The sequence below is a fragment of the Streptomyces sp. RPA4-2 genome (genome assembly GCF_012273515.2).
Taxonomy (GTDB): Bacteria; Actinomycetota; Actinomycetes; order Streptomycetales; family Streptomycetaceae; genus Streptomyces; species Streptomyces kaempferi.
In genome coordinates, this window is sequence record NZ_CP050975.2 from 4808841 (window position 1) to 4835467 (window position 26627).

Below are 26627 nucleotides of genomic sequence, written 5' to 3' on the forward strand. Positions count from 1 at the left end.
CCCGTAACCCGTAACCCGTATCCGAGAACGAGAGGGCTGTCGTGATACCCGTTTCGCAAGCCATCCCCGAGCAGCTCGGTCCGGTCGACGGCCGTGCGCTGCGCACCGTGTGCGGGCACTTCGCCACCGGTGTCACGGTGATCACCTCGGGCAGCGGCGAGAACGCCGCGGGCGCCACGGTGAACTCCTTCACCTCGGTCTCCCTGGAACCGGCGCTGGTGCTCATCTGCCTGCACCACAACTCCCGGCTGCTGCCGGTGGTCCAGGAGTCCGGCGGCTTCGTCGTGAACTTCCTGACGCAGCGGCAGGAACCGGTGGCCTGGGCGTTCGCCGGCCGGCGGACCGCCCGGATCGAGGAGGTGCCGCACCACGGGTCGGTCCACGATCTGCCGGTGCTCAGCGAGGCGCTGGCACACCTGGAGTGCCGGCTGGCCGCCGAGTACGACGGCGGCGACCACACCATCCTGCTGGGCGAGGTCGTCTCTCTGGGCGCGCCCGCCGGTGAGGAGGACCCGCTGATCTTCTTCCAGGGCGCCATGCGGGAGCTCGGCGACGACCGGGTCCTGCCGGGCCGGTGACCCGGTGACGAACGCGGGCGGTGCCACGGCGGGCGGACCGGGCTCAGGGGCGACGGGCCGCGGTCTGCTCCTCCGCCGTGTCGAAGTCCTGACGGGCCTGCTCCACCAGCGGCAGGTGCACCGTCGACCAGTCCGTGAGCGAGGCGAACAGCGGCGCCAGGGTCCGTCCCAGGTCGCTGATCTGGTACTCCACCCGGGGCGGCACCTCGGGGAAGTACGTGCGGATCACCAGCCCGTCGCGCTCCAGCTGACGCAGCCGCTGGGTCAGCACCTTCGGCGTGATGGTGCCGATGTTGCGCTGCAGTTCCACGAAGCGCTGGGTGCCGAAGGCGTTCAGCGTCCACAGGATCGGCGTGGTCCAGCGGCTGAACACGATGTCGAGGACCGGCTCGATCAGGCAGGGCTGCCGGGAGCCGGCCGCGGCCGCGTGGGCGGCTTCGGGGCCGGCCGGGACCGGGGTGGCGTCCGCGACGGCGCTGTCGCCCGCGGGCGTGGCGCCCCCGGGTGCCGCGCCGCCGTTCCTGACCGCGGTGCTCTTCATACCGATCATCACCTTCCGGGAAGTCACTTTCCTCTAGGTACCTACTTTACTCAGGATGCTAGCTTCCGAGAAGCCAGCGATAACCGCACATCCCCGCACGTCCCCGTCCCAGAATCCTCATGCTCCTAGGGAGTGACATGTCCATCCAAGAGTCCACCCACAGCCCCGCGGTGGCGGGCGACTCCGGGCCGGTCCGCCGCCCCGGACTCATCCTGGCCTTCCTCTGCCTGGCCGGCTTCATGACCTTCCTCGACGTCTCGATCGTGAACGTCGCCCTGCCGACCATCGAGGACGAACTCAACATCTCCACGACCGCGCTGCAGTACGTGGTCACCACCTACGGCATGCTCCTGGGCGGCTTCCTGCTGCTGACCGGCCGGCTCGCCGACACCCTCGGCCGCCGCCGGATGCTCCAGACCGGCCTGCTCCTGTTCGCCGGCGCCTCCCTGCTCGCCGGGGTCGCCCAGAACGCCGCGATGCTGATCGGCGCCCGCGGCGCACAGGGCCTGGGAGCCGCGTTCATCGCCACCGCCGCGCTCAGCCTGCTGACCAACAACTTCGAGGAGGGCCCGGCCCGCAACAAGGCCCTCGGCGCCTGGGGCGCGCTCAGCGGTCTCGCCGCCGTCGCCGGCGTCACCCTCGGCGGTCTGCTCACCGACGGTCCCGGCTGGCGCTGGATCTTCTTCATCAACGTGCCGATCGGCATCATCGGCGCCCTGGTCGCCCCGATGGTCGTCGGCGAGAGCCGCTCCGCCGAACGCAGCAGGTCCTTCGACGTCGCCGGTGCCGTCACCCTCACCGGTGGCCTGGTCGCGCTGATCTACACCCTCGGCCAGACCGTCTCCGACTCCGACGTCCCGACCGGCCGGGTCGTCGGCGGCTTCGTCCTCTCCGCGCTCCTGCTCGTCTCCTTCGTCCTGATCGAGCGCCGCGCCAAGGAGCCGCTGATGCCGCTCGGCGTCTTCCGCCGCCCCTCGCTGCGCGCCGCCAACGTCATCGCCGTCCTGCTGCTCGGCACCTGCGTGACCCTGTTCTTCTTCGCCAGCCTCTTCATGCAGCAGGTCCTGGACTACTCCGCCGTCAAGACCGGCTTCGCCTACGTGCCGCTCGCGGTGCTCACCGCGGTCGGCGCCGGCATCGCCTCCCAGGTCGTCACCAAGGTCGCCGCCAAGCCCGTCCTGCTGGTCGGTCTCGCGCTCGCGGCGACCGGCATGATGCTCCTGTGGCGCACCCCGTCCGACGCCTCCTACCTGACGGACGTGCTGCCCGCCTTCGTCCTCATGGGCCTCGGGCTCGGCATGTCCTTCGTCCCGCTGCAGGTCTCGGCGTTCGCCGGGATCGAGGAGCGCGAGTCGGGTCTCGCCGCCGGTCTCATCAACACCGCCCAGGAAGTCGGCGGCGCGCTCGGCCTGGCCGTCGCGGCGACCTACGCCTTCCGCCGTGTCGACGAGCTGACGGCCAAGGCCCACGGCGTCCCGGCCCTGGTCCAGGACGCCCGTACGACCGTCTTCCACGACGCGTTCCTCGTCGGTGCCTGCTTCGCCGCGGCCGCCTTCCTGGTGACCCTGGTGCTGCTCCCGCTGACCAAGTCCTCCGAGCAGTCCTCGGCCGTGCCCGCGCACGCCTGACGGAAGAACGGACCCGGCCATGTCCAAGCACCTGCCCCTCTCCGCCGCGGCGGAGGAGTTCCTCGCCGAGAACGCCCTGTGCACCCTGACCACCCTGCGCCCGGACGGCACACCGCACGTGGCGCCCGTACGGTTCACCTGGGACGGTGAGACGGGCCTGGCCCGGGTGATGACCACCGTGCACCGCCGCAAGTCCCGCAACCTGCTGGCCGCGGCCGGCGGCCGGGCCGCCGTGTGCCAGCTGGTGGGGCCCCGCTGGATCACCCTCGAGGGCCCGGCGACCGTCTCCACCGAACCGCCCCGGGTGGTGGAGGGGATGCGCCGCTACGCCAAGCGGTACTGGTCCCAGCCGCCGCAGCCGCCGGGACTGGCGGTCATCGAGATCGCGGTGGACCGGGTGATGGGCCTGTACTGAACCCGAGGGAGCCGAGCGGACGAGAGGGTGCCGGAGGACGTTTCCGGCACCCTTTCGCGTGCTCCGACTGTGGTACGCGCCCGGTATCACCCGGTAGCTGCCGGGCCTCTGACGAACTTGTCAGAACTTGTCAGAGCTCTGTACCGGCGGCCATTCAGCTTCCCGGGAACCCTCGGAATACTGGAGAAAACGCCAGCGGGAGAGGGAATATGGACGCTTTCAATGCCGATGTGATCGTTGCCGGTGCGGGACCCTCAGGGCTCATGCTCGCAGGGGAACTCCGCCTCTCGGGTCTCTCGGTCATCGTGCTCGACCGGCTGGAACAGCCGATGCAGCAGTCCCGCGCCCTGGGGTTCTCGGCCCGTACGATCGAGGAATTCGGCCAGCGCGGACTTCTCGGGGAATTCGGCCCGCTGGAGACCATACCCGGCGGCCATTTCGGCGGACTTCCCATCGACTACCGCATTGTCGAGGGCGGTAATTTCGGGGTCCGCGGAGTTCCGCAGTCGCGCACCGAGGCCATCATCGACAAATGGGCCACGCAACTTGGCGCAGACATCCGCCGCGGCCACGAGGTCATCGGCCTGACGCAGGACGAGGACGGCGTCCGGATCGAGGTCGCGGGGCCCGAGGGAGTGGAGACCCTGCGCGCCGCGTACGTCGTCGGCTGCGACGGAGCCCGCAGCACCGTCCGTCACCTGGCCGGGATCGACTTCCCCGGGGTCGGCGCCACCATCGAGATGAAGATGGCCGACGTCGCCGGCGTCCAGCTGCGGTTGCGCCCCACCGGTGAGGTCGGCGAGGCCGGCATGGTCGTCGTCCTGCCGCTCGGCCCGGGTGCCACCCGCGTGGTGGTCTTCGAGCGCGGCGCGGGCGTCCGTCCCACCCAGGAGCCGCCCACCTTCGAGGAGGTGGCCGCCGCCTTCCAGCGGGTCACCGGCGAGGACATCAGCGGTGCCCGGCCGCTGTGGACCAGCTACTTCACCGACGCCAGCCGGCACGCCGCCGAGTACCGCAAGGGCCGGGTCTTCCTGGCCGGCGACGCCGCCCACATCCACCTGCCGATCGGCGCCCAGGGCATCAGCGCGGGCGTCGGCGACGTGGTGAACCTGGGCTGGAAGCTCGCCGCGGCCGTCAAGGGCCACGCCCCCGCGGGCCTGCTCGACACGTACCACTCCGAGCGCCACCCGGTCGGCGCCCGCATCGTCCACAACACCCTCGTCCAGCGCACCCTCTACCTCGGCGGCCCCGAGGCCCAGCCGCTGCGCGACCTGTTCGCCGAGCTGGTCCGGATCGAGGACGTACGACGTCACCTCGTCGGTCTGGTCACCGGCCTCGACATCACCTACGGAGCCGTCGAGGGCGGCCACCCGCTGCTGGGCCGCCGGCTGCCCGACCAGGACCTGCTGGTCGGCGACGACAAGACCACCACCTACGAGCAGTTGCACGCGGGCCGTCCGGTCCTGCTCGACCTGCACGACAGCGCCGCGCTGCGCGAGGCCGCGGCCGGCTGGGCCGACCGCGTCGACGTCGTCACCGCGACGCGGCCCGACGCCGGGGCCCCGGCCGCCGACCTCCTCGTACGCCCCGACGGCTATGTCGCCTGGGCCAGCGCCGACGGCTCCGCCGAGGGACTGACCGACGCGCTCGCCCGGTGGTTCGGCGAGCCCCGCGACGCCGCCTGAACCACTCGATCCCCCGATCCCCCGATCCTCCGATCCCCCGACCGGTCGACCCGGACCCCCCGTAGGACGCGCGCCACCCATCCGAATCCGTCCGTGAAACGAGAAAGAGGAGTGCGGTCTTGCCCACCAAGGCTGAGGAAGCGAAGAAGGCCGACAAGGCCGCCGAGTGGACCGAATGCGACGTAGCCATCCTGGGGTCGGGCCTCGCGGGCTCGATCATGGGAGCGATCCTGGCCCGCCAGGGCGCCGACGTGGTGCTCATCGACGCGGGGCAGCATCCCCGGTTCGCCGTCGGCGAGTCCCAGAACCCGCAGCTCGTCGAGTGGCTGCACATCCTGGCCGTGCGCTACGACGTGCCCGAGATCAAGCACATGCTGGACGTGAAGGCGGTCACCGAGCACATCGGTCCGACGCACGGCCGCAAGCAGAGCTTCGGCTTCGTCACGCAGCGGCCGAACCGCGAGCCGGACCCGCGCGAGGCGACGATGTTCGTCATCCCGAAGATGCTCACCGAGGCCGTGCACCTCTTCCGCCAGGACACCGACTCGCACTATCTGAACGTCGCCGCCAAATACGGCTGCACCCTGCGCCAGAACTGGTTCGCCACCGACCTGGACGTCGACGACGACGGCGTCACGATCACCGGCCGGAACGGTGAGGTCTTCCGCGCCAAGTACCTGATCGACGCGAGTGGCTTCCGCTCCCCGCTGGCCGAGAAGTTCGACCTGCGCGAGAACCCGCCCCGGCACAAGCACCACGCCCGCTCGCTCTTCACCCACTACGTGGGCATCAAGCCGTACGACGACGTGTGCAACTACCCGGACGCGCTCCGCCCGCCCGCCGAGTCGCCCTTCCACGGCGGCACCCTGCACCACCTCATCGAGCGCGGCTGGTTCTGGATCATCCCGTTCGACAACTACAAGGACTCCAAGAACCCGGCCTGCAGTGTCGGGCTGACCTTCGACGAGCGGCTGTACCCCAAGCCGAAGGACATGACGCCGGACCAGGAGTTCAACCACTACCTGGACATGTACCCGGCGGTGAAGCGGCAGTTCGACGGTGCCAAGCGGATCCGCGAGTGGGTCTCCACCGACCGGATCCAGTACTCCTCCAAGCGCACCATCGGCGCCCGCTGGTGCCTGATGTCGCACGCGGCCGGCTTCATAGACCCGCTGTACTCACGCGGCCTGTCCAACACCTTCGAGGTCGTCGACGCGCTCGCCTACCGGATCCTGGACGCCCTGCGCGAGAACGACTTCACCGAGGAGCGCTTCGAGTACGTCGAGCGACTGGAGCAGGGACTCCTGGAGTACAACGACAAGATCGTCAACAGCTCGTACATCGCCTTCAGCCACTTCCGACTGTGGAACGCGGTGTTCCGGGTCTGGGCCTGCTTCACCACCCCGGCCACCATGCGGCAGATCATGGCGCGCCAGAACTTCCAGCTCGACGGTGACGACCGGCACTTCAAGGAGATGGAGAAGGCGCCGTACACCGGCCTGTGGTGGCCGGACAGCCACGCCTTCAAGGTCCTCTTCGACATCACCGCCGAGACCTGCGAGCGGTACGAGGCCGGCGAGATCGACGGTGACAAGGCCGCGGACATCGTCTTCGAGGCGATCCGCGACTGCGAGTCGGTCAACACCCCGTTCGGCTGGAAGGGCCCCGAGGACCTCCGGTTCTTCCGGGCCACCACGCCCACGATGATGAAGTTCATGTGGTGGGCGAGCACCTCCGGCCCCAAGGAGATGCGCGATCTCGGCCGTTCGATGCTCGCCGGAGTCGTCAAGCAGGGCATGAAGGGCCGCAAGGTCTCCTGACCCCGGCCACGACCGACCCCCGCCCCGCCGGGTTCCCTCCCCTCGGACGCGGCGCCGGGCCCGCCCTCCCCCGTGGGCCCGGCGCCGTCCCTTCCCCGAGAACCCCTCCCGTCCTTCCCCCCACTGGCAACCACCGTCTCCTAGAACCCTTGGGACATCCGTGATCACTCGTAGAGCACTGATCGGTGCGGGATCCGCCGCCGTCGGCCTGGCCGTCCTGCCCACCAGCCCCGTCCTCGCGGGCTCCGGCACAACCCCCTGGAGCACCCTCGCGGGCAAGCTCCAGGGCCGTCTGGTGCTGCCCACCGACTCCGCGTACGCCGTGGCCAAGCAACTGGAGCTCGGCCAGTTCGACGCCGTCAACCCGCGGGCCGTGGCGTACTGCGTCAGCTCGGCCGACGTCTCCGTCGCCCTGCGCTTCGCCCAGACCTACGGCCTGCCGTCCGCCGTCCGCAGCGGCGGCCACAGCTTCGCGGGCTACTCGACCACGCCCGGCCTGATCATCGACGTCTCGCGGCTGAACGCGATCACCGTGGGCAACGGCACGGTCGACATCGGTCCCGGCGCCAAGAACGTCGAGATACTCAACGCCCTCGCCCCGCACGGCCTGGTGGTCAGCGAGGGCGGCTGCCCCACCGTGTCGGCCGGCGGTTTCCTCCAGGGCGGCGGCTTCGGCTTCCTGACCCGCCCGTTGGGCATGGCCTGCGACGCGGTCACCTCGGCCGAGGTGGTCCTCGCCGACGGCCGGGTGGTCACCGCGTCACCGACCAGCCACTCCGACCTGTTCTGGGCGATCCGCGGCGGCGGTGGCGGCAACTTCGGTGTCGTCACCCGCTTCACGGTCACCCCGCACGAGGGCGACCAGATGGCGATCAGCAACCTGATCTTCCCGTACGACCGTGCCGCCGACGTGCTGCACGGGGTCGGCCAGTGGCTGGTCGACGCGCCCCGCACCATCGGCGGCGGCGCCTACCTCGTCCAGCCGGACGCCGCGCCCGGCACCGTACCGGCGCTCAACGTCTTCCTCGCCTCCCGCGGCACCCCGGCCGAACTGGCCTCGGAGTCCGCGCGGCTGCTGGCGCTCACCGGCGCGGTGACGGCCCGCCAGGACGCGGTCATGACGTACCAGCAGGTCATGATGATGATCTTCGGCTGCGGCACGCTGACCGAGGACCAGTGCCAGCGCGCCGGGAAGTCCCCGAACGGCGTGCTGACCCGGCCCGCCTTCGGTCTGGAGCGGACCCGGCTGGGCAGCGCGCCGTACGCGCAGAGCGGCTGGGCGGACGTGCTGACGGCCTTCGACGCCGACCGCAGGGCCGGCCAGGCCCGCTACCTCGACCTCCACTTCTTCGGCGGGGCGGCCAACGACCCGGCCCGCACCGACACGGCGTACGTGCACCGCGACTCGCTCTTCTCCGTCAACTACCGGGTCCTCGTCAACGACCCGGCGCAGGTGACCGCGGAGGCCAGGAGTGTCGCCACGGGCTGGGTCGACCACGGGTTCGCCACCATCGATCCGCTGTCGAACGGTGAGACCTACCAGAACTGGATGGACGCCGAGCTGACGGACTGGCGGCAGTCGTACTACGCCGAGAACTACGCCCGGCTGTCGGTCGTGAAGGCCAAGTACGACCCGCACCGGTACTTCAGGTTCGCCCAGGGCGTCGGGGCCTGAGAGGTGTGCGGCGCTCCGCCGCCACCGTGACCTCGGTGACCTCGGTGACCTCGGTGATCCATGTGAACTGCGGACGGTGAGGGGCCGCCGGACCGGTGTCCGGCGGCCTGCTCGCTCGATGGTCCGCTCCGGAGCCCCGTCAGGGACGGCGGCCGTACCAGCCCACCAACTTGTCGATGTCGGGAGCGTTCTCGTGCACCTCCACCACCGGTCCGAACGGCACCTGGCCGCCGCGGGGTTCCGCGGGCACCGCCCGGTGCATGGCGGCCAGCGGCGCGGCGAGCATCTCCGGGTCCCACTCGGGGGTCTGGCCGGTGGCCTTGGCCAGGTCCCAGGCGTGCAGCACGAACTCGTTGGTGTAGATCACCGAGGCGACCACGCCGGGAACCGGGCCCCAGGGCAGACCGATCTGGCGGCCCAGCACGGCGGGGTCCCGCCAGACGGCGTCGAACTCCTGGGTCGCCGCGGCCCAGGCCTTGGCCCAGTCGCCGTCGGCGACGTCCTCGGCGAAGTGCGGAACGCTCATGAAGGAGCCGCCGGCGCCCAGGACGGCGACCCGGCGCAGCACCGACACCACGTGGTTGGCCATGTCGCGGACCGTGTAATCGGGACACGGGGTGACGGTGTCGTACTGCTCGGGGCGGAGCGCGGCGAGCGTGCGGCCGGTCAGGTCGACGGCCTTGAACAGGCCGCCACGGGGGTCGGCGGGCGGGGCGGCGGCGGGTGCGGCGGGCGTCGTGGTCTCGGCCAGGTCGTCAGTCGTGTCGTGAGTCATGTGTTCATCGTCGAGGTCAAACAGGTCATCTTGTGGCCTATTACCGAAGCCGTATCCGATGGTGCCGAAAATGTGTGGAGTGGCTCAAAACAGCTCAAATATCCCGCCGAGTGCGCCGTACGGGGAGGGGACGCGTCGTGAAGGCCGACCGGCTGGTGGCGACCCTGCTGCTGCTCCAGGCGCGCGGCCGGGTGACCGTGCGCGAGGTGGCCGAGGAGCTGGAGGTGTCCGAGCGCACCGCGCGCCGTGATCTGGAGGCGCTCACCAGTGCCGGTGTCCCCGTCTATTCGCAACGCGGCCGGGGTGGCGGGTGGAGCCTGGTCGGCGGTGCCCGCACCGATCTGACCGGCTTCACCTCGCGAGAGATCGGGGCGCTGTTCCTGGCCGCGGGACCGCTGTCGGCCTCTCCCGAACTGCGGGCCGCGCTGCGCAAGTTGATGCGTGCGGTGCCCGCTCCCATGCGACCGCATGCCGAGGCCGCCGCCAAGGCCATCCTCGTCGACGGCCTCGACTGGTCCCGCACGGCGGGCGGCAGTGGACCCCACCGGCACGCCCTGGAACGGGCGGTGCTGGACGGCCGGCAGGTCCGGTTGGGATACGCGCACGCCGACCTGGCCCTGGCGGAAGGGGACTTGGGTGAGGACGGCTCGGGCGGGCGCGGTTGGGGCGGGTGCGGTTCGGGTGTACGCGGTGCGGGCGGGCACGGTGCGGGCGGGCACGGTGCGGATGAAGGCGGCTCGGGCGGAAGCGGCTCGGGCGCGCGGTGGTCGGGTGAGCGGATGACCGGCGAGCGGACGGTGGATCCGCTCGGGCTGGTGTCCAAGGCCGGGCGCTGGTACCTGGTGGCGGGGACCGGGGAGGGGCTGCGCACCTTCCGGCTCAGCCGGGTCACCTCCGTCGAGCCGACCGGTGCGCCGGTGCGACGTCCGGAGGGGTTCGAACTCGCCTCCGCGTGGCGGGAGCTGGCGTCCGAGGTGGAGCAACGGCTGTCCGCGGTGAGCGTACGGGCCCATGCCGACCCGGACGCCCTGCCGGTGCTGCGGCAACTGCTCGGCGGGCGGCTCCGCACGGGCGAGGTCCAGCCCGACGGCCGGGTCGCCTTCACCGCCGACGGTCCCTCGGTGGAGGTGCTGGCCGCGCAGCTCGCGGGCCTCGGCGCGCGGATCGAGGTGCTCGGCCCTCCCGAGGCGCGCGAGTCGCTCGTCCGTCTCGGCCGGTCGCTCGCCGCGGTGTACGGCGGGTACGGCGGGCGCCACGACGACCAGCAAAGAGATAGTCGCTTTCCTCTAGGTACCTACTATACCGACGATGCTAGCGTCGCGGTCATGGCTGCGACCCGCTGAGAACCGGCTGCTGTCCCGGCCCTTCGTCACCCATGACGACGAGCGGCCGCGCGCCGCGTCCCCGCCTTGCCGACTGATGACTGTCCCGACTGATGACTGTCTCGACCGAGGACCGACCGAGGACCGACCGAGGACCGACTGCCGGTCGGCTGATGGATCGGTGACGGACCGATGACTACCGACCACGGATCAACGCACTAGGGAGCATTTTCATGATTGTCGTCACCGGAGCCACCGGAAACGTCGGGCGTCCACTGATCGAGGCGCTGGCCGAGGCGGGGGAGCAGGTCGTGGCGGTCTCGCGCCGCCCGTTGCCCTCCCCGGCGAAGAATGTCCGGCACGCCCAGGCCGACCTCGGCAACGCGCGGAGCATGCGGCCTGTCCTCGAAGGGGCCGACGCCTTCTTCATCCTGCTCGCGGGCGAACTGCTCGGTCACGGTGAGGCCGCCACCGAACTGCTGACGGCGGCCGAGGACGCCGGGGTCGAGCGGGTCGTCCTGCTCTCCTCGCAGATCAACGCCACCCGCCCCGGCGTCGCCTCGCACGGCAGGCTGCGCGAGTTCGAGGAGGCCGTACGCGGTTCCGGCCTTGACTTCACCATCCTGCGCGCCGGCGGTTTCGCCTCCAACGCCTTCGCGTGGGCGGAGTCGGTCCGCGCCGACCGTACGGTCTTCGCCCCCTTCGGTGACACGGCGCTGCCGGTCGTCGACCCGGCGGACATCGCCGCGGCCGCCGCCGTGGTGCTGCGCGAAGACGGGCACGCCGGCCGTACGTACGAGCTGACCGGCCCCGAAGCGATCACTCCGCGCCTGCAGGCCGAGGTGATCGCGGAGGCGATCGGCGAAGAGGTGACCTTCGTGGAACTGACCCGCGAGGCCGCCCACGCCCACATGGCGCAGTTCATGCCCGAGGAGGTCATCCCCGGCACCCTGGACATCCTCGGCGAACCGCTCCCCGCCGAACAGCGGGTCAGCCCCGACGTGGAGAAGATCCTGTCCCGGCCCGCCACACCCTTCTCCGGCTGGGTCGCCCGAAGCGTCCCGGCCTTCAAGTAACCCACCGCCGGCCGCGCCGCCTTCCCGCGTTCCCTCCCCCGGTACCGCCGCCGGATGCCTGCTGCGACTCATCCCCCGCGGCAGCAGGCATCCGGCGGTCCACGGCGGACGGCGGCTCAGGACCGACGGCGGCCCTGAGCCGCCGCCGACCACGATCGACGCCGGCCCCGAAGAGCGGCGGCGCGGAGGGATGGCGGCCGCGACGGATGGTGGCTCCGAATGGCGACGGCCCCGAGAGACGGTGGCCTCAAGAGATGGTGGCCCCGAACGGGGGGCGGTCCCGAAAGGCGACGGCCCCGAAACACGACGGCCCCGCGGGTCCAGGACCCGCGGGGCCACCGCACGCCCCCCGGAGGGGTTACGCGGCGAAACGGTCGGCCAGCTCCTTCGCCTTGATGGCGGCGTCGTCGAGTGCCTTGGTGCGGGAGGCCTCGAAGAGCGGGACCAGCTCGGACATCGCCGGGTTGTGCGGGGCCATCGTGAGCTCCGGGACGATGAATTCGAGGTCGAGGCCGAGGGCGTCGCGCAGGACGACCTCCAGGTAGTTCTGCACGTACTCGTAGCCCTCGCGGGGAGTGCCCGGCGCGTACGAACCGCCGCGGCTGGCGATGACCGTGACCGGGGTGCCCTTGATCTTCGAGTCCTCGGTCATGGCGGTGCGGCCCATGAGGATCACGTTGTCCAGCCACGCCTTGAGGGTCGACGGGATCGTGTAGTTGTACATCGGCGCGCCGATCAGGATCGCGTCCGCCTGCTCCAGCTCCTCGATGAACTTCAGGCGCTCGGCGAAGGCCGCGGCCTGCTCCGGGGTGTGCGCGTCCGCCGGGGCGAAACCGGCCGTGTGGGCGTCGGCCGTGATGTGCGGAGCCGGGCTCACGACGAGGTCGCGGTAGATCACGGTGCCCTGCGGGTGCTGCTCCTCCCAGGCCTTGCGGAACGCGTCGGTCACCGTGCGCGAGGTGGAGGCGGAGCCCGGGAAAACGGACGAGTCGATGTGGAGGAGGGTGGCCATGGGGGATCTCCAAAAGGTGTGGCGGGTCGAGCCCGACGGGACGGATCCCGTGGGCTTCTTTTTTGTACTCGACTAGAGATAACACAGCTACTTATTTTTTTTCACCCCCCAAAGAGAACGCAGTACTCTTGAGCCATGCCAGAGCTGGGAGCACACGACGTGGGGCCGTGCCAGAAGGTCGACGACGGCATGGCCCGGGTCTTCCAGCTGTTCGGAAAACGCTGGACGGGCCTGATCGTGGCCGTGCTGCTGCCGCATCCCGTGCACTTCGCCGACCTGCGCCGAGCGATCCCCGGCATCAGCGAGCGGATGCTCTCCGACCGCCTCACGGAACTCGCCGCGGCGGGACTCGTCGTGCGCGAGGTCGACGACGGTCCCCCGCTGCGGGTCTCGTACGGCCTGACGGAGGCCGGCGGCGCACTGGAGCCCGCGCTCCTGGAACTGGGCAGCTGGGCGGAGAAGCACCTGCCGGGAAGCCCGCAGTGCCCCTCCGAGCTCAGGAAGTGAGCCGTCCGGAGGAGATCGGGACGGGTTCCTGAGGGGCCTGGGAGGGGTTCGGGCGGATTCGGGAGGCGGTTCCCGCGAGGGGTGGTTGTTCACAGGCGCGGAGTTGTCCACAGGGTCTGACGCGTTTCGGCCACCGGCTGTACGGTCATCACGAGTTGATGTTCGTGTGTGCGGGGGAGGCGGTCGCCATGACCGAGCTGGGTACAAGGGCCGAGGCGCTGCAGGCGCCCAGGGTTTCCGGGGTCTTCGCGGTACCGGGGTTCGCGGGCTGGCCCGCGCAGGGCTCGCCCAAGGAGAAGGGCAAGGAGCTCCGCGCCCGGGTGCCGCGCACCGCGCACGCCGAGCTGACCCCCGACGCCGACCGGCCGGACGTCGTGGCCGTGGTCGAGGAGTCCAACCGCGGCAGGATCCCCGAGCTCACGCCGATACGGGTCGGCAGGATGGCCGCCACCCCCTTCGCCTTCCTGCGGGGTTCGGCCGGCCTGATGGCCTACGACCTCGCCCGCACCCCCATGACCGGTATCGACGCCCAGATCTGCGGTGACGCCCACGCGGCGAACTTCGGCCTGTACGGCGACGCGCGCGGCGGCCTGGTCATCGATCTGAACGACTTCGACGAGACGGTGCGCGGCCCCTGGGAGTGGGACCTCAAGCGCCTCGCCGCCTCGCTGGTGCTCGCCGGCCGGGAGACGGGCGCGGACGAGGACACCTGCCGCAGGGCGGCCAAGGACGCGGTCGGTGCCTACCGGCGCACGATGCGCCTGCTCGCCAAACTCCCGGTGCTGGACGCGTGGAACGCCATCGCGGACGAGGAGCTCGTCTCCCACACCGACGCCCATGACCTGCTCGGCACCCTGGAGCGGGTCTCGGAGAAGGCGCGGGCCAACACCAGCGGGCGGTTCGCCGCCAGGTCGACGGCGTCGGTCGAGGGCGGCGGACGGCGCTTCGTCGACGCGGCGCCGGTGCTGCGCCGCGTGCCCGACGCGGAGGCGGCAGCGGTCGCGGCCTCGCTGGAGCAGTACCTGACGACGGTCTCGGAGGACCGCCTCCCCCTCCTCGCCCGGTACGCGGTGCACGACGTCGCCTTCCGCATCGTCGGCACCGGCAGCGTCGGCATGCGTTCGTACGTCGTGCTGCTCCTGGACCACCGCGGCGAACCCCTCGTCCTCCAGGTGAAGGAGGCCCGCGCCTCGGCGCTGCTGCCGCACCTGGCGACGGCCGGTCACGCCGTACCCGACGTGTCGCACGAGGGCCGCCGTGTCGTCCTCGGCCAGAAGCGCATGCAGGTCGTCAGCGACATCCTGCTCGGCTGGACCACGGTCGAGGGTCGGGCCTTCCAGGTGCGCCAGTTCCGCAACCGCAAGGGCAGCGTCGACCCCGCCGCGCTCGCCGTCGACCAGGTCGACGACTACGCGCGGATGACCGGCGCCCTTCTCGCCCGTGCCCACTCGCACAGCGTCGACCCTCGCCTTGTCGCCGGATACTGCGGAAAGAACGAGGAACTCGACGAGGCCGTAGCCGCGTTCGCCGTGGCCTACGCGGACCGCACGGAGGCGGACCACGCGGCCCTGGTGGCGGCGGTCCGGGAGGGACGGATCGCGGCGGAGCTGGGGGTCTGACAGGAGAAGCGGACCCGGAGGTTCTCCCGGGGCCGGGGTGGGGCCGGGGGAGCGGGAGGCCTCAGTCGGTGGTTCCGGGTGTGCCCGGCGAGCCGTGGCCTACGCTGGGCGGGTGACGACCCCGGAAGCCGAGCACAGCCAGTCCGACCGCATCGAGGCCGAGGATGCCCGGTCCCAGGATGCGGGGGATCCCCAGTCCCCCGCCCCGGCCCCGACCACGGCAGCCGAAGAAGCGGCGCCCGAGAACGGGACCCCCAAGGACGCGGGCACCGAGAGCGCGGGCACCGAGAGTGCGGGCACCGAGAGTGCGGGCCCCGCGCAGGCGGGCGCCGAGAGCGTGAGCCAGGAGAACGTGGACGAGCAGGCCGTAGGCGACCAGGGTGTGAGCGAGCGGAGCGGGGGCTCCGACGCTTCGGGCTCCGAGGGCGACGCACCTCAGGGTGAGGCGCGGCCCGAGGCGCGTCTCGAACGGGCGGTGCGGGCGGCCGAACAGGCGCTGATCGAGTTCGAGATCGCCGTGGAGACCTTCCGCGTCGAGGTCGAGAACTTCTCGCGGCTGCACCACCAGAAGCTCGGTCCGATGTACTCCCGGCTCGACGAGCTGGACGCGCAGATCGCCGAGGCTCAGGCCGCCCGCACCGGCGACCCGGAGGACATACGCAAGGCGGACGAGGCGCGGGCGCGGGTCATGCCGATGCCTGGGGTCGAGGAGCTGTTCCACGGCTGGATGGACTCGGAGGGACTGTTCCCGGAGGCCGTGGCGATGCTGACGGACCAGCCCGTGCGGCCCCCGCAGCGGGTCCGCCCCAGCGACGAGGCCCGCAAGCTCTACCGTGAGCTGGCCCGCAAGGCCCACCCCGACCTGGCCCAGGACGAGGACGAGCGCACGCGGCGCGACGAGTTCATCTCCCGGGTCAACGCCGCGTACGCCCGGGGCGACGAGGCACTGCTGCGGGAGCTCTCCGAGGAGTGGGCGGCGGGCCCGGTGCCCAAGGAGTGGAAGCCGAGCCGCAGCGAGGAGCTGTACGCCCGTCTCGAGTGGCTCTCCGAACGCAAGGAGATGCTCACTCTGGTCGCCCACGAACTGGAGGAGAGCGCCATCGGCGCCATGCTCAAGCTCGCCCCGGACGACCCCGACCGTCTCCTGGAGGAGATCGCCGAGCAGCTGCTGGCCCAGGTCGGCGAGCGCGAGGCGGAGCTGGCCCGACTGGTCGGCTAGTGCCGCCGGACCGGGACCTGGTCCGTCCGCTTGCCGGTCGGGTAGCGTCTGAGGCATGCAATTCGGATCTGGTGTGCCCACGGTCGAGATCGGGGATCTCGCGGACGGAGACTTCCTGCTGGACGTCCGGGAGGACGACGAGTGGCAGGCGGGTCACGCCGAAGGGGCGCTGCACATCCCCATGAGCGAGTTCGTCGCGCGCTACGGCGAGTTGACCGAGGCGGCGCCGCAGGACGGCAGGGTCAACGTGATCTGCCGTTCCGGTGGCCGTTCCGCGCAGGTCGCGATGTATCTGGTCCAGCAGGGCGTCGACGCCGTGAACGTCGACGGCGGCATGCAGGTCTGGGCCGCCTCCGGCCGCCCGGTGGTGGACGACAAGGGCGCCGCGGGCTTCGTGCTCTAGGCCCCCGAGGACCGAGGACCGGCCGACCCCGGTATCCGCGCCCGCCGCGCTCAGCGCGGCGGTTCGGCTGCCGGCTCGGACGTCGGCCCGGGTCCGGACCCGGGTGTGTCGTCGGTCACCCCAGGGGATGGGCCGCGAGGAGATCTCCCAGCGCCTCCTCATGAGCGGCCGCCGGGCCGAGCGACAGCTCCAGGTGCTTGGCCCAGGCGTGATAGCGGTGCAGCGAACAGTCGGTGTCCGCACCGAACCCCCCGTGCAGATGCTGAGCCGTCTGTACGACCCGCCGTACCCCCTCCGACGCCCAGATCTTGGCGACGGCCACGTCCCCGGCCACCGGAAGCGCACCGCCCGCCCCCGAATCGACAGCTCCGGTACCGACAGCTCCGCCACCGGCAGCGACCGTGCTGATCCGCCAGGCGGCCTGCCAGAGGGTCGCCTCCATCGCGCGCAGGTCGATATAGCGGTCGGCGGCCTGCACGGCGACAGCCTGGAACGTGGCGACCGGAAACCCGAACTGCTCGCGCTTGCCGGTGTACGCGCTGGTCATCGCGAGGACCCGCTCACCGAGCCCGAGCGCCAGCGCACAGGTCCCGGTGGTCAGCAGCTCCCGCAACCGCTCCCACGCCCCCTCCGCGTCGATGACCCGCCGGGCGGGTATCCGCGCGGACTCCAGACGCAGCTCGCCGAGGCGTTCCCCGGTCGTGGAGATCTGCTCGCCGAGCACCGTTCCCGCGTGCTCCCGGGGCACCAGCGCGAGGAGGGTCCGGCCGTCGTCCGTGTGCGCGGGTACGACGACGAAGTCGGCTCCGTGCGCCCACGCGACCGCGGTCTGCACCCCGTCCAGCACCCACACGTCACCGTCCTGCCGGGCGGTCACGGCGCGTTCGGCCGGTTCGTGACCGGTACGGCCGTTCGCCGCGACGGTCAGCACGACCTCACCCCGGCCCGCCCGCGCGAGCAGCTCGGCCTTCGTCTCCTCGCCGCCGTACTCCTGCACGACGACCACGGCCGCGGTGCTCTCCAGCAGCGGCACCCGTGCGAGGACCTTCGCGGACTCGCGCAGCACCAGACACAGGGCGATCGCGTCCAGGCCCGCTCCGCCGTACGCGGAGTCCAGCAGCAGGCTCAGCAGGTCCGCGTCGGCGAGCTTCGCCCACAGCGCCCGGTCGAAGTCGTCGGCGACGGCGCCCGCGGTGAGCGCGGGGCTCGGCACCCCGTCCGGCGCGACCCCGCCGAACACCGCCCCGGCCGCCTCGACCGCCGCCTGTTGTTCCTCGGTGAAGGTGAAGTCCACGGTCCTGTCCTTCCACGCGCCGACCCACCGACCGGGCGGCTCACCCGCACCGGACAGGGCACCCGATCTGACGGAGCGTCAAGATAGAACAGGTTCTACGAGAAGGGAACGGTCACCCCGCTGCCGGCTACCGGTCGAAGTCCAACTCCACGCTCTCCGTGGCCGGATGCGACTGACAGGCCAGCACGTATCCCGCTTCCGTCTCCTCCGGCTCCAGCGCGAAGTTGCGGTCCATCCGTACCTCGCCGGAGACGAGGAACGCGCGGCAGGTCCCGCACACCCCGCCCTTGCAGGCGTAGGGAGCGTCCGGCCGGTTGCGCAGTACCGCGTCCAGGAGCGATTCGCCGTCCTGGACGGGCCAGGTCCCTCCGCGGCCGTCGAGCCGCGCCGTCACCGTGCTGTGCGCGGGAGCCGGTACGCCGGGAACCTTCTCGGCTCCGCCGTCCACGTGGAAGATCTCCTCGTGGATCCGGGCCCGTCCCACACCCAGCCCGCGCAGGGCGCGCTCGGCTCCCTGCACCAGACCGAACGGCCCGCACAGGAACCATCCCGCCACCCGATCCACGGGCAGCAGCGCCGGGAGCAGCTGTGCCAGCCGCTCCTGGTCGAGACGCCCGGACGGCAGCCCCGCCTGCTGTTCCTCCCGGGAGAGCGCCGTGACCAGCTGGAACCGCTGTGGAAAACGGTCCTTGAGGTCGGCGACCTCCTCCAGGAACATCGTCGACGCGGACGTCCGGTCGCTGCGTATCAGGCAGAACCGGGCCTCGGGCTCGCGTGCCAGCAGCGTCGCGACGATCGACAGCACCGGTGTGATCCCGCTGCCGCCGACCACGGCGGCGTACAGCCCGGCCGCCGGTTCCAGCGTGAACCGGCCCGCCGGTGTCATCACCTCGACCTCGTCGCCGACGGCGATCTCCTTGAGCGCGTACGTCGAGAACGCTCCGCCGTCGACCAGGCGCACCCCGACCCGCAGGGTGAGCGGGCCCTCGTCACCCGGGGCGGGCGCGGGGGAACAGATGGAGTAGGTGCGCCGGATCTCCGTGCCGTCGACCGTGCGCCGCAGCGCGAGGTGCTGACCCGCAGCGTGCCGGTACGCGGCGCGCAGGGCGGCCGGCACCGCGAAGGTCAGGGCCACCGAGTCGTCGGTGAGCCGGTCGAGGGCGGCCACCGGGAGCGGGTGGAAGCGGGCCATCACAACTCCTTGAAGTGGTCGAACGGTTCACGGCAGGACAGACAGCGCCGCAGTGCCTTGCACGCGGTCGATGAGAAACGGCTGAGCAGCTCGGTGTCGGCCGACCCGCAGTGCGGACAGCACACGGGCTCGTCGGCGTCCTCGGCCGTCGTCCGTGTGATCGTGCGCGTCGGTCCCAGTCCGACCGCCACCGGACCCGACCCCCGCCCGCCGCGCGGTGGCGCTATCCCGAACTCCCGCAGCTTGCGGCGTCCTTCGTCCGAGATGTCGTCCGTCGACCAGGCCGGGCTGAGCACCGTCCGTACGGACACCTCCCGCACTCCGTGCTCGTGCAGTACGCGCTCGATGTCCGTGACCATCGCCTCGACAGCCGGACAGCCGGTGTACGTCGGCGTCAGTTCCACGTCGACGGCACCTTCGCCCCGGACGTGCACGGCGCGCAGTACGCCCAGGTCCTCCAGGGTGAGCACGGGCAGTTCCGGGTCGGGAACGGACCCGGCCAGTCTGCGCAGTTCCTCCTCCAGGGCGGTGGTCGTCGTCACCATGACGCCCCCGGGTGGCTGCGGTGCAGATGCTGCATCTCGGCGAGCATCCGCCCGAAGGACTCGGTGTGCAGTCCCTGGCGTCCCGCTCCCGCGGCCCACGCTCCGGACTGCGGGCCTTCGGGGATCTCCAGCGTCGCGCGCCGCAGGACGTCCGTGACGGACTCCAGCCAACCGGCCCTGATCGCGTCCCAGTCGACGTCCACGCCCTCGACCGGCTGGAACATCTCTCCCGTGAACCGCCACAGAGCCTCGCAGGCCCGTCGCATCCGCTCATGGCTGACGTCCGTGCCGTCGCCCAGTCGCAGGGTCCACTGTTCGGCGTGGTCCTGGTGGTAGGCGACCTCCTTGACGGCCTTCGCCGCGAGCGGGGCGAACACGCTGTCCCCGGCGGCGAGTTGCGCGTACAGGAGTCGCTGGTAGGTGGAGAAGTACAGCTGACGGGCGATGGTGTGCGCGAAGTCGCCACCCGGCTGCTCGACGAGCTGGAGGTTGCGGAATGCGCGCTCCTCGCGCAGATACGCCAGCTCGTCCTCGTCGCCGGCCATGGACAGCAGGATCCTGGCCTGGCCGAGCAGGTCCAACGCGATGTTGGCCAGGGCCACTTCCTCTTCGAGGACGGGCGCGTGGCCGGCCCACTCCCCCAGGCGGTGCGAGAGCACCAGGGCGTCGTCCCCGAGGGCGAGGGCCGCGGCGGTCATCGCCCCGGACGCGGCGGGCGCCGTGGACGGCTCCGCCGGGGACCCTCCGGCCATGGGCGCGTGAGTGCTGGGTGCGTTCGTCACAGGTGCTTCACCCCTTCCGGGATCTCGTAGAACGTCGGGTGGCGGTAGGGCTTGTCCGCGGACGGCTCGAAGAACGGGTCCTTCTCGTCCGGCGAGGACGCGGTGATCGCGGCGGACGGGACCACCCAGATCGAGATGCCCTCGCCGCGGCGCGTGTACAGATCCCGCGCGTTGCGCAGGGCCAGCTCGGCGTCCGGTGCGTGCAGGCTGCCTGCGTGGGTGTGCGAGAGCCCGCGGCGCGAGCGCACGAAGACCTCCCACAGCGGCCAGTCGTTGGTGGTCATGCGCGCGCCTTCCCGTTCGCGTCGGCCGAGCCGGGTATCTCCCCGGCCGGACCGGCGGTGTGCTTGTCCGCGTAGGCCGCGGCCGCCTCCCTCACCCACGCACCCTCTTCGTGGGCCCGCTTGCGCTGCGTGATGCGCTGGTCGTTGCACGGGCCGTTGCCCTTGAGGACCTCCCAGAACTCCGTCCAGTCGATCGGGCCGAAGTCGTGCTGGCCCCGCTCCTCGTTCCACACCAGGTCCGGGTCCGGCAGGGTCAGGCCGAGTGACTTGGCCTGGGGGACGCAGATGTCCACGAAGCGCTGGCGCAGCTCGTCGTTCGAATGGCGCTTGATCTTCCAGGCCATGGACTGTGCCGAGTGCGAGGACTCGTCGTCGGGCGGCCCGAACATCATCAGGGAGGGCCACCACCAGCGGTTCACCGCGTCCTGCGCCATCTCGTGCTGCGCGGGAGTGCCGCGGCTGAGGGCCAGCAACAGCTCGTACCCCTGGCGCTGGTGGAAGGACTCCTCCTTGCAGACGCGGACCATCGCGCGTGCGTAGGGCCCGTACGAGCAGCGGCAGAGGGGAACCTGGTTGGTGATCGCCGCGCCGTCCACCAGCCAGCCGATGGCGCCGACGTCCGCCCAGGTCAGCGTCGGGTAGTTGAAGATCGACGAGTACTTCTGGCGGCCGGTGTGCAGCTTGTCGAGCAGCTCCTCGCGGCTGGTGCCGAGCGTTTCGGCCGCGCTGTAGAGATAGAGCCCGTGCCCCGCCTCGTCCTGGACCTTGGCCATCAGGATCGCCTTGCGGCGCAGCGAGGGCGCGCGCGTGATCCAGTTGGCCTCCGGCTGCATGCCGATGATCTCGGAGTGGGCGTGCTGGGCGATCTGCCGGACCAGCGTGGAACGGTAGGCGTCGGGCATCCAGTCGCGGGGCTCGATGCGTTCGTCGGCTGCCACCGAGGCGTCGAAAACGGCCTCGTACGCCGCCGTGGACCCGGCTTCGCCCGCGGGCCCTGCCGCCTGCGTACGGGCCGTGCGATGCGCTGCTGCTGTCGCCATGCGGTCCCCCTCGACCTCTCGCTCCCGACCGACCGATCGTTCGGTTCTGTCGATTCAATGGTGGGACGGGCGCCGTAAGGTGTCAACCGCTGTGGATAACCTCGGGGCGACTGTTGTGCCCGGTGTGCCGGACGGGGCTGTGCCGGGGGGCCGAGCCTGAGTACGGTTCCCGTGCGCACGCCGCGGAGTGCTTGCGCGCGGGGCCCGGGCGCCGCGTGCCCGGCGGCGGGAATCGGACCGGGATCGGAATCGGGGCGGAATGGACGCGGACGCGTACGACGAGGGCTCGAACGCCCGACACGGGCCGGACGGCCCCGGCGGCCCCCTGCGTGAGGGCCCCGTCTCCGCCGGTGCCGTGCCCGATGACGCGTCCAGCGCCGCGGCCGCGCCGGAGTCGGGCGGCCGGGGGGCCGCGGCCCATGAGCCCGCGCCGGGGGGCCCTGCCATCGAGACGCCTCACGCCGGGACGTCCCACGCGGAGACACCTCACTCCGGCACCCCGCACGAGGAGACACCTCGCGCGGGGACGCCCCACCCCGGCACCCCTCGCGCGGGGATGCCTCACGCCGCGACTGCTCACGCGGAGACCCCCCACGTCGCGACTCCTCACGCCGGGACGGCTGTCGCACGCCCCTTCCCCCCGTCCGAGGCGCCTCCCGGATACCCGGTGGCCGCCCCCGCGCCCGCCCTCACCGGCATCGCCGCGCTCTCCCTGCGCCACCAGATCGCCGCGGCGTTCGCCCTCGCCGTCGTCGCGGTCGTCGCCTGCGTGCATCTCGGCATGGTGTTTCTGCACGTCGCGCCCTCGAACACGGTCACCAAGCAGCACGGCAGGGCGATCGACGAGTGGATCTACCCCGAGTTCGAGCAGAACTGGAAGCTCTTCGCCCCCAATCCGCTGCAGCAGAACATCGACGTCCAGGTCCGTGCCCGGATACGCGCCACGGACGGCGGCGCCACCGAGACCGGCTGGTACGACCTGTCCGCGCTCGACGGCGTGGCCATCGACGGCAATCCGCTCCCGAGCCACACCCAGCAGAACGAACTGCGCAGGGCCTGGGACTTCTACGCCGGCACGCACGACAACGAGAACCGCCCGGTGGGCCTGCGCGGCAACCTCTCCGAACGCTATCTGCGCCGCGTCGTGCTGCTGCGCCTCGACCGTGAGGGGGCGGGTGGCAAGGGCGCCGTCGTCGAACGCGTCCAGGTCCGCTCCCGTACTACCGACGTGCGGCCCCCCGAGTGGAGCGATGAGCAGGTGTCCGACAAGCCCGTCCTGCGCGAGCTGCCCTGGTGGACGGTCCCCGAGGAGGACCTGACGGACGCCCGGACGACGGAGGCGAGCGCCCGATGAACCGATTCGCCGCGCCCGTCGCGCGCGCCATCACCCGGGTCACCGACAACGCGCTGGGCCCGTACCAGGCCGCCGTGATCCGCGTCGGCTTCGCCGCCACCTGGCTGCTGTTCCTGTTGCGCGAGTTCCCCGACCGCCAGGAGATGTACGGGCCCGACGGCCCCTGGAGCTGGGACCTCGCCGAGCGGCTCGTCGCGGACAACCACGCCTTCACGGCCCTGATGTGGTCCGACGGCCAGGTGTGGTTCGAGATCGTCTACGCCGTGGCCGTGCTGTCCAGCGTCCTGCTGCTGATGGGCTGGCGGACCCGCACGATGTCCGTGCTGTTCATGATCGGCGTGCTCTCGCTGCAGAACCGCAGCATCTTCATGGGGGACGGCGGGGACAACGTCATCCACCTGATGGCGATCTACCTGGTCGGCACGCGCTGCGGACAGGTGTGGTCGCTGGACGCCCGGCGGGCACGGCTCGCGGCGGAGGCACGCGCGCGGGGGGAGGTCTCCCGGGCGGCGGGCCCGGACCAGGTCGGCCCCGCCCTGTGGACGGGGCTCGGCCTGCTGCTGGCGGCGGTGACGGTCACGGGACACCTCGGCGGCGGCTGGCTGACGGTCTTCTGGGGACTGTGGGCGGCACAGGCGCTGTGGTGGGCCGTCGGCCGCCGCGCGCGCACCCCGCAGCCGCGGATCCTGCTCGACGTGGTCGCCAACATGGTGCACAACGCGGCCCTGTTCGTGATCATGGCCGAGGCGTGTCTGATCTACGCGACGGCGGGCTGGTACAAGATCCAGGGCTCGCGCTGGCAGGACGGCACGGCCGTCTACTACCCGCTCCACCTCGACTACTTCTCGCCCTGGCCGGCCCTGTCCGACCTGCTTGCCGCACACGGCACGATCGTGATGCTGGTGACCTACGGGACGGTCGTCGTGCAGGTCGCCTTCCCCTTCACCCTGTTCAACCGGCGGGTCAAGAACGTGCTGCTGGCGGCGATGATCACCGAGCACGCCGTGATCGCCGTGGTCCTCGGACTGCCGTTCTTCTCGCTCGCGATGATCGCCGCCGACTCGGTGTTCCTGCCGACGTCCTTCCTGCGACGGCTCGGCGGACTGGCGCTGCGCGCGCGTGGCCGGCTGCTCCCGGGCGGCGCCCCCGAGCTGCCGGGTCAGCGCGCGCGGGGCCCGCGCACCCCGGAGGGCTCCGAGGACCCGCACGTAGGCTTCACCGCATGAAGGACCCCGCTGACGACCACGACCGTGCCGACGACCACGACGGCATGGACGACCGCGACCGCGCGAAGGACGCCGTGGGCACCTGGCACCGGCTCGCCGGCGCCTCCGTCCTGCTCGACGGCTTCCACGCCCTCAAGCACGCGGTGCGATTCCGGGCCGAGGTCCTGACGGCGGTCACCGGCGACCGGCGGGCGGCGCTGGCCCTCGCCGACGAGCTGGCCCCGGACGTGCGCGACACCCTGGACGGCCTGCTGGTGGAGGTCCCGGAGGCCACCTACCGGTCGCTGGTCCCGCGCCCGCACCCCACGGCGGTCGCCGCGCTGGCCGTACGTCCCTCCCGGGAGGCCGGTCTGCGGGCGCTGGCGGCCACGCCCCGCATCGCGCCCGTGGTGGTGCTCGACCAGCCGCGCAACCTCGGCAACGCGGGTGCCGTGATCCGGCTCGCGGCGGGCTTCGGCGCGACCGGGGTCGTCACGACGGGCACCCTCGATCCCTGGCACCCGACGGTGGTGCGCGGCGGGGCGGGCCTGCACTTCGCGACCGCCGTGGAGCGCCTGACGGTCGCGGAGCTGCCGTCCGGGCCGGTGTTCGCCCTCGATCCGGAGGGCGAGGACATCCGGGGGACGAAGCTCCCGGACGACGCCCTGCTCGCGTTCGGCTCCGAGCGCAGCGGTCTCTCCCCCGAGCTGCGGGCGCGCGCCGAGCATCTGGTGTCGCTGCCGATGCGCCCCCAGGTCTCCAGCTACAACCTCGCGACCAGTGTGGCCATGACGCTGTTCCACTGGAGCGCCGCGGGGGGCGCACCGATCAGTTCCTAGGCCTCGCGCCGCACCTCGACCACCCGGAAACGGTTCGCCACGAACGCGCCGTCGCACAGGGCCGCGTTCGCCGCCGGGTTGCCGCCGGAGCCGTGGAAGTCGGAGAAGGCCGCCGTCTGGTTGACGTACACCCCGCCCGTGAGGTTCAGGGAGAGCTGGGCGGACTCCTCCAGGCAGACCTCCTGGACGGCCTGCTCGAACTCCTCGTCGGTGGTGTACGCGCCGACGGTCATCGCGCCCTTGTCCCGGACGGTCCGGCGCAGCAGCTCCACGGCGTCCGCCGCCGAGTCGACCGCGACCGCGAAGGAGACCGGGCCGAAGCACTCGCTCATGTAGGCGGCTTCGTCGTCCGTACCCTCCCAGTACTTGCGGGCGCCGTCGAGCTTCACGATCACCGGCGTGCGGACGACGGCGTCGGGGAACTCGGGGTTGCTGATCTCCCGGGAGGGGAGGGCGACCTCGCCGAGGCCGGCGGCGGCCTCGAGGCGGGCCTTCACGTCCGGGTTCACGATGGCGCCGAGCAGTCCATTGGCCCGGGCGTCGTCCCCGAGGAGTCCGCCGACCGACCTGGCGAGGTCGGCCACCACCTCGTCGTACGACTTGGGGCCCTCGTCCGTACGGATGCCGTCCCGCGGGATGAGGAGGTTCTGCGGGGTCGTGCACATCTGGCCGCTGTACAGGGACAGGGAGAAGGCGAGGTTGGACAGCATGCCCTTGTAGTCGGCGGTCGACTCCACGATCACCGTGTTGACGCCGGCCTTCTCGGTGTAGACCTGCGCCTGGCGGGCGTGGGTCTCCAGCCAGTCGCCGAACGCCGTCGAGCCCGTGTAGTCGATGATCCGGATCTCGGGGCGGACGGCCAGGGCCTTGGCGATGCCCTCTCCGGGGCGCTCGGCGGCCAGTGCCACCAGGTTCGGGTCGAAGCCCGCCTCGGCGAGCACCTCGCGCGCGACGCGCACGGTCAGCGCGAGCGGCAGCACCGCGCGCGGGTGGGGCTTCACCAGGACCGCGTTGCCGGTGGCCAGGGAGGCGAACAGGCCCGGATAACCGTTCCACGTGGGGAAGGTGTTGCAGCCGATGACGAGCGCGATGCCGCGCGGGACCGGGGTGAACTGCTTGGTCAGCGTGATCGGGTCGCGCTTGCCCTGGGGCTTGGTCCACTCCGCGGTGTCCGGGGTGCGGATCTGCTCCGCGTACGCGTACGCCACCGCTTCCAGTCCACGGTCCTGTGCGTGCGGGCCGCCCGCCTGGAACGCCATCATGAAGGCCTGGCCGCTGGTGTGCATCACGGCGTGCGCGAATTCGTGCGTCCGGTCGGCGATCCGCTTGAGGATCTCCAGACAGACCACCGCGCGTGTCTCCGCGCCCGCGTCGCGCCAGGCGCGCTGACCGGTCCGCATGGCGGGCAGCAGCACGTCGATGTCCGCGTGCGGGTAGGTGACGTCCAGCGCGATGCCGTACGGCGAGACCTCGCCGCCCACCCAGTCGTCGGTGCCCGGCTGGCCGAGGTCGACGCGGGTGCCGAGGACGGCGTCGAAGGCGGCCTTGCCCTCGGCCATGCCCAGACTGCCGTTCTCGCCGTAGGCCTTGGGGTGTTCGGGATGCGGGGACCAGTACGCGCGTGTGCGGATCGCCTCCAGCGCCTGGTCGAGCGTGGGCCGGTGCTGGGCGATCAACTGGTGCGCGGTGAGTTCGGCGGCCATCGGGGACCAACTCCTCGTCTCAGGAGCGCTTCATCGCGCTCGCGAGCTGGGCAGGAACGGACAGTCAGAGTTAGAGTAACCGAACGATCGGTCGGGACAAGGGGGTCCGCCGCA

At 71.6% G+C, this 26627-nt stretch carries 25 protein-coding genes; 15 read left to right on the forward strand and 10 right to left on the reverse strand.

The window, feature by feature from the left end; translation table 11 throughout:
* The first annotated feature begins 41 nt into the window (after positions 1–41).
* Entirely contained in the window at positions 42–578 is a 537-nt protein-coding gene (locus tag HEP85_RS20985; RefSeq protein ID WP_248002019.1) for a flavin reductase family protein, read from the forward strand.
* 43 nt (positions 579–621) lie between these two features.
* Here the strand turns inward: HEP85_RS20985 and HEP85_RS20990 are convergent, their stop codons facing one another.
* On the reverse strand, positions 622–1119 hold the full coding sequence (locus HEP85_RS20990; protein WP_168529098.1) for a helix-turn-helix domain-containing protein: 498 nt from the start codon (positions 1117–1119) through the stop codon (positions 622–624).
* Positions 1120–1256: 137 nt separating this feature from the next.
* On the opposite strand from HEP85_RS20990, the gene HEP85_RS20995 reads away from it, so the two are divergent.
* The 5 genes from HEP85_RS20995 to HEP85_RS21015 all read left to right on the forward strand — a co-directional run bounded on the left by HEP85_RS20995 (position 1257) and on the right by HEP85_RS21015 (position 8342).
* Positions 1257–2747: an MFS transporter gene (locus tag HEP85_RS20995; protein WP_168529099.1), complete on the forward strand. Its 1491-nt coding sequence runs from the start codon at positions 1257–1259 to the stop codon at positions 2745–2747.
* Between the two features lie 19 nt (positions 2748–2766).
* Positions 2767–3162 carry a pyridoxamine 5'-phosphate oxidase family protein gene (locus HEP85_RS21000; protein WP_168529100.1) on the forward strand — a complete coding sequence of 132 codons (396 nt, stop codon included), beginning with the start codon at positions 2767–2769 and terminating at the stop codon, positions 3160–3162.
* A 209-nt stretch (positions 3163–3371) separates the two neighbouring features.
* The gene (locus tag HEP85_RS21005) at positions 3372–4847 is read left to right on the forward strand and encodes an FAD-dependent monooxygenase (RefSeq protein ID WP_369657791.1); all 1476 of its coding nucleotides are present in this window, start codon (positions 3372–3374) and stop codon (positions 4845–4847) included.
* Positions 4848–4966: 119 nt separating this feature from the next.
* Positions 4967–6667: an NAD(P)/FAD-dependent oxidoreductase gene (locus HEP85_RS21010; protein WP_168529102.1), complete on the forward strand. Its 1701-nt coding sequence runs from the start codon at positions 4967–4969 to the stop codon at positions 6665–6667.
* Positions 6668–6827: 160 nt separating this feature from the next.
* Entirely contained in the window at positions 6828–8342 is a 1515-nt protein-coding gene (locus HEP85_RS21015; RefSeq protein ID WP_168529103.1) for an FAD-binding oxidoreductase, read from the forward strand.
* A 139-nt stretch (positions 8343–8481) separates the two neighbouring features.
* On the opposite strand, the gene HEP85_RS21020 is transcribed toward HEP85_RS21015, so the two are convergent.
* Positions 8482–9117: a TIGR03086 family metal-binding protein gene (locus tag HEP85_RS21020; RefSeq protein WP_168529104.1), complete on the reverse strand. Its 636-nt coding sequence runs from the start codon at positions 9115–9117 to the stop codon at positions 8482–8484.
* A gap of 137 nt (positions 9118–9254) precedes the next feature.
* Here HEP85_RS21020 and HEP85_RS21025 point away from each other — a divergent pair, with 137 nt between their 5' ends.
* Both HEP85_RS21025 and HEP85_RS21030 read left to right on the forward strand, forming a co-directional pair.
* Positions 9255–10460: a YafY family protein gene (locus HEP85_RS21025; protein WP_168529105.1), complete on the forward strand. Its 1206-nt coding sequence runs from the start codon at positions 9255–9257 to the stop codon at positions 10458–10460.
* A 212-nt stretch (positions 10461–10672) separates the two neighbouring features.
* On the forward strand, positions 10673–11515 hold the full coding sequence (locus tag HEP85_RS21030; RefSeq protein WP_168529106.1) for an SDR family oxidoreductase: 843 nt from the start codon (positions 10673–10675) through the stop codon (positions 11513–11515).
* Positions 11516–11873: 358 nt separating this feature from the next.
* On the opposite strand, the gene HEP85_RS21035 is transcribed toward HEP85_RS21030, so the two are convergent.
* On the reverse strand, positions 11874–12527 hold the full coding sequence (locus HEP85_RS21035) for an FMN-dependent NADH-azoreductase (protein ID WP_168529107.1): 654 nt from the start codon (positions 12525–12527) through the stop codon (positions 11874–11876).
* A gap of 135 nt (positions 12528–12662) precedes the next feature.
* On the opposite strand from HEP85_RS21035, the gene HEP85_RS21040 reads away from it, so the two are divergent.
* The 4 genes from HEP85_RS21040 (at position 12663) to HEP85_RS21055 (ending at position 16275) form a co-directional block, all read left to right on the forward strand.
* Complete coding sequence (locus HEP85_RS21040) at positions 12663–13034, forward strand: helix-turn-helix domain-containing protein (protein WP_168529108.1); 372 nt, start codon at positions 12663–12665, stop codon at positions 13032–13034.
* Between the two features lie 188 nt (positions 13035–13222).
* Positions 13223–14653, forward strand: coding sequence for a DUF2252 domain-containing protein (locus HEP85_RS21045; RefSeq protein ID WP_248002021.1), 1431 nt, complete (start codon positions 13223–13225; stop codon positions 14651–14653).
* A gap of 382 nt (positions 14654–15035) precedes the next feature.
* Positions 15036–15872 (forward strand): hypothetical protein, encoded by an 837-nt coding sequence (locus tag HEP85_RS21050; protein WP_168533841.1) that lies wholly within the window; start codon positions 15036–15038, stop codon positions 15870–15872.
* A gap of 73 nt (positions 15873–15945) precedes the next feature.
* On the forward strand, positions 15946–16275 hold the full coding sequence (locus tag HEP85_RS21055) for a rhodanese-like domain-containing protein (protein WP_153293017.1): 330 nt from the start codon (positions 15946–15948) through the stop codon (positions 16273–16275).
* A gap of 115 nt (positions 16276–16390) precedes the next feature.
* Here HEP85_RS21055 and HEP85_RS21060 read toward each other — a convergent pair whose 3' ends face one another.
* From HEP85_RS21060 to paaA, 6 genes are all read right to left on the reverse strand, one after another.
* A complete protein-coding gene (locus HEP85_RS21060; RefSeq protein ID WP_168529110.1) occupies positions 16391–17569 on the reverse strand; it encodes an acyl-CoA dehydrogenase family protein in 1179 nt (392 codons plus the stop codon).
* A 127-nt stretch (positions 17570–17696) separates the two neighbouring features.
* Positions 17697–18761 (reverse strand): 2Fe-2S iron-sulfur cluster-binding protein, encoded by a 1065-nt coding sequence (locus HEP85_RS21065; RefSeq protein WP_168529111.1) that lies wholly within the window; start codon positions 18759–18761, stop codon positions 17697–17699.
* Positions 18761–19306, reverse strand: coding sequence for a 1,2-phenylacetyl-CoA epoxidase subunit PaaD (paaD, locus tag HEP85_RS21070; RefSeq protein WP_168529112.1), 546 nt, complete (start codon positions 19304–19306; stop codon positions 18761–18763). The genes HEP85_RS21065 and paaD overlap by 1 nt, the downstream gene beginning before the upstream one ends.
* Complete coding sequence (gene paaC / locus HEP85_RS21075) at positions 19300–20004, reverse strand: 1,2-phenylacetyl-CoA epoxidase subunit PaaC (RefSeq protein ID WP_168533843.1); 705 nt, start codon at positions 20002–20004, stop codon at positions 19300–19302. Before paaC ends, paaD begins: the two co-directional genes overlap by 7 nt.
* Before the next feature lie 80 nt (positions 20005–20084).
* Entirely contained in the window at positions 20085–20372 is a 288-nt protein-coding gene (paaB, locus tag HEP85_RS21080; RefSeq protein WP_148009329.1) for a 1,2-phenylacetyl-CoA epoxidase subunit PaaB, read from the reverse strand.
* Positions 20369–21412, reverse strand: coding sequence for a 1,2-phenylacetyl-CoA epoxidase subunit PaaA (gene paaA, locus HEP85_RS21085; RefSeq protein ID WP_168529113.1), 1044 nt, complete (start codon positions 21410–21412; stop codon positions 20369–20371). The genes paaB and paaA overlap by 4 nt, the downstream gene beginning before the upstream one ends.
* Before the next feature lie 259 nt (positions 21413–21671).
* On the opposite strand from paaA, the gene HEP85_RS21090 reads away from it, so the two are divergent.
* From HEP85_RS21090 to HEP85_RS21100, 3 genes are read left to right on the forward strand one after another with little or no spacing between them, the layout of a single operon-like run.
* Positions 21672–22766, forward strand: a complete 1095-nt coding sequence (locus HEP85_RS21090; RefSeq protein ID WP_168529114.1) for a DUF5819 family protein — start codon at positions 21672–21674, stop codon at positions 22764–22766.
* On the forward strand, positions 22763–23992 hold the full coding sequence (locus tag HEP85_RS21095; RefSeq protein WP_168529115.1) for an HTTM domain-containing protein: 1230 nt from the start codon (positions 22763–22765) through the stop codon (positions 23990–23992). Before HEP85_RS21090 ends, HEP85_RS21095 begins: the two co-directional genes overlap by 4 nt.
* A gap of 44 nt (positions 23993–24036) precedes the next feature.
* The gene (locus HEP85_RS21100; protein WP_329294940.1) at positions 24037–24810 is read left to right on the forward strand and encodes a TrmH family RNA methyltransferase; all 774 of its coding nucleotides are present in this window, start codon (positions 24037–24039) and stop codon (positions 24808–24810) included.
* Here HEP85_RS21100 and paaN read toward each other — a convergent pair.
* Positions 24807–26513 (reverse strand): phenylacetic acid degradation protein PaaN, encoded by a 1707-nt coding sequence (paaN, locus tag HEP85_RS21105; protein WP_168529116.1) that lies wholly within the window; start codon positions 26511–26513, stop codon positions 24807–24809. The genes HEP85_RS21100 and paaN overlap by 4 nt on opposite strands.
* Positions 26514–26627 lie beyond the last annotated feature (114 nt).

Excerpts from the sequence above, each read along its gene's own strand:
- HEP85_RS21005 (WP_369657791.1), top strand. The coding sequence starts at position 3,372 with ATGGACGCTTTCAATGCCGATGTGATCGTTGCCGGTGCGGGACCCTCA.
- HEP85_RS21030 (WP_168529106.1), top strand. The coding sequence starts at position 10,673 with ATGATTGTCGTCACCGGAGCCACCGGAAACGTCGGGCGTCCACTGATC.
- HEP85_RS20995 (WP_168529099.1), top strand. The coding sequence starts at position 1,257 with ATGTCCATCCAAGAGTCCACCCACAGCCCCGCGGTGGCGGGCGACTCC.
- HEP85_RS21000 (WP_168529100.1), top strand. The coding sequence starts at position 2,767 with ATGTCCAAGCACCTGCCCCTCTCCGCCGCGGCGGAGGAGTTCCTCGCC.
- HEP85_RS21040 (WP_168529108.1), top strand. The coding sequence starts at position 12,663 with ATGCCAGAGCTGGGAGCACACGACGTGGGGCCGTGCCAGAAGGTCGAC.
- paaN (WP_168529116.1), bottom strand. The coding sequence starts at position 26,513 with ATGGCCGCCGAACTCACCGCGCACCAGTTGATCGCCCAGCACCGGCCC.
- HEP85_RS21095 (WP_168529115.1), top strand. The coding sequence starts at position 22,763 with ATGAACCGATTCGCCGCGCCCGTCGCGCGCGCCATCACCCGGGTCACC.
- paaB (WP_148009329.1), bottom strand. The coding sequence starts at position 20,372 with ATGACCACCAACGACTGGCCGCTGTGGGAGGTCTTCGTGCGCTCGCGC.
- HEP85_RS21065 (WP_168529111.1), bottom strand. The coding sequence starts at position 18,761 with ATGGCCCGCTTCCACCCGCTCCCGGTGGCCGCCCTCGACCGGCTCACC.
- HEP85_RS21020 (WP_168529104.1), bottom strand. The coding sequence starts at position 9,117 with ATGACTCACGACACGACTGACGACCTGGCCGAGACCACGACGCCCGCC.
- HEP85_RS21090 (WP_168529114.1), top strand. The coding sequence starts at position 21,672 with ATGGACGCGGACGCGTACGACGAGGGCTCGAACGCCCGACACGGGCCG.
- HEP85_RS21100 (WP_329294940.1), top strand. The coding sequence starts at position 24,037 with ATGGACGACCGCGACCGCGCGAAGGACGCCGTGGGCACCTGGCACCGG.
- paaD (WP_168529112.1), bottom strand. The coding sequence starts at position 19,306 with ATGGTGACGACGACCACCGCCCTGGAGGAGGAACTGCGCAGACTGGCC.
- HEP85_RS21045 (WP_248002021.1), top strand. The coding sequence starts at position 13,223 with ATGACCGAGCTGGGTACAAGGGCCGAGGCGCTGCAGGCGCCCAGGGTT.
- HEP85_RS20990 (WP_168529098.1), bottom strand. The coding sequence starts at position 1,119 with ATGAAGAGCACCGCGGTCAGGAACGGCGGCGCGGCACCCGGGGGCGCC.
- paaC (WP_168533843.1), bottom strand. The coding sequence starts at position 20,004 with ATGACCGCCGCGGCCCTCGCCCTCGGGGACGACGCCCTGGTGCTCTCG.
- HEP85_RS21035 (WP_168529107.1), bottom strand. The coding sequence starts at position 12,527 with ATGGCCACCCTCCTCCACATCGACTCGTCCGTTTTCCCGGGCTCCGCC.
- paaA (WP_168529113.1), bottom strand. The coding sequence starts at position 21,412 with ATGGCGACAGCAGCAGCGCATCGCACGGCCCGTACGCAGGCGGCAGGG.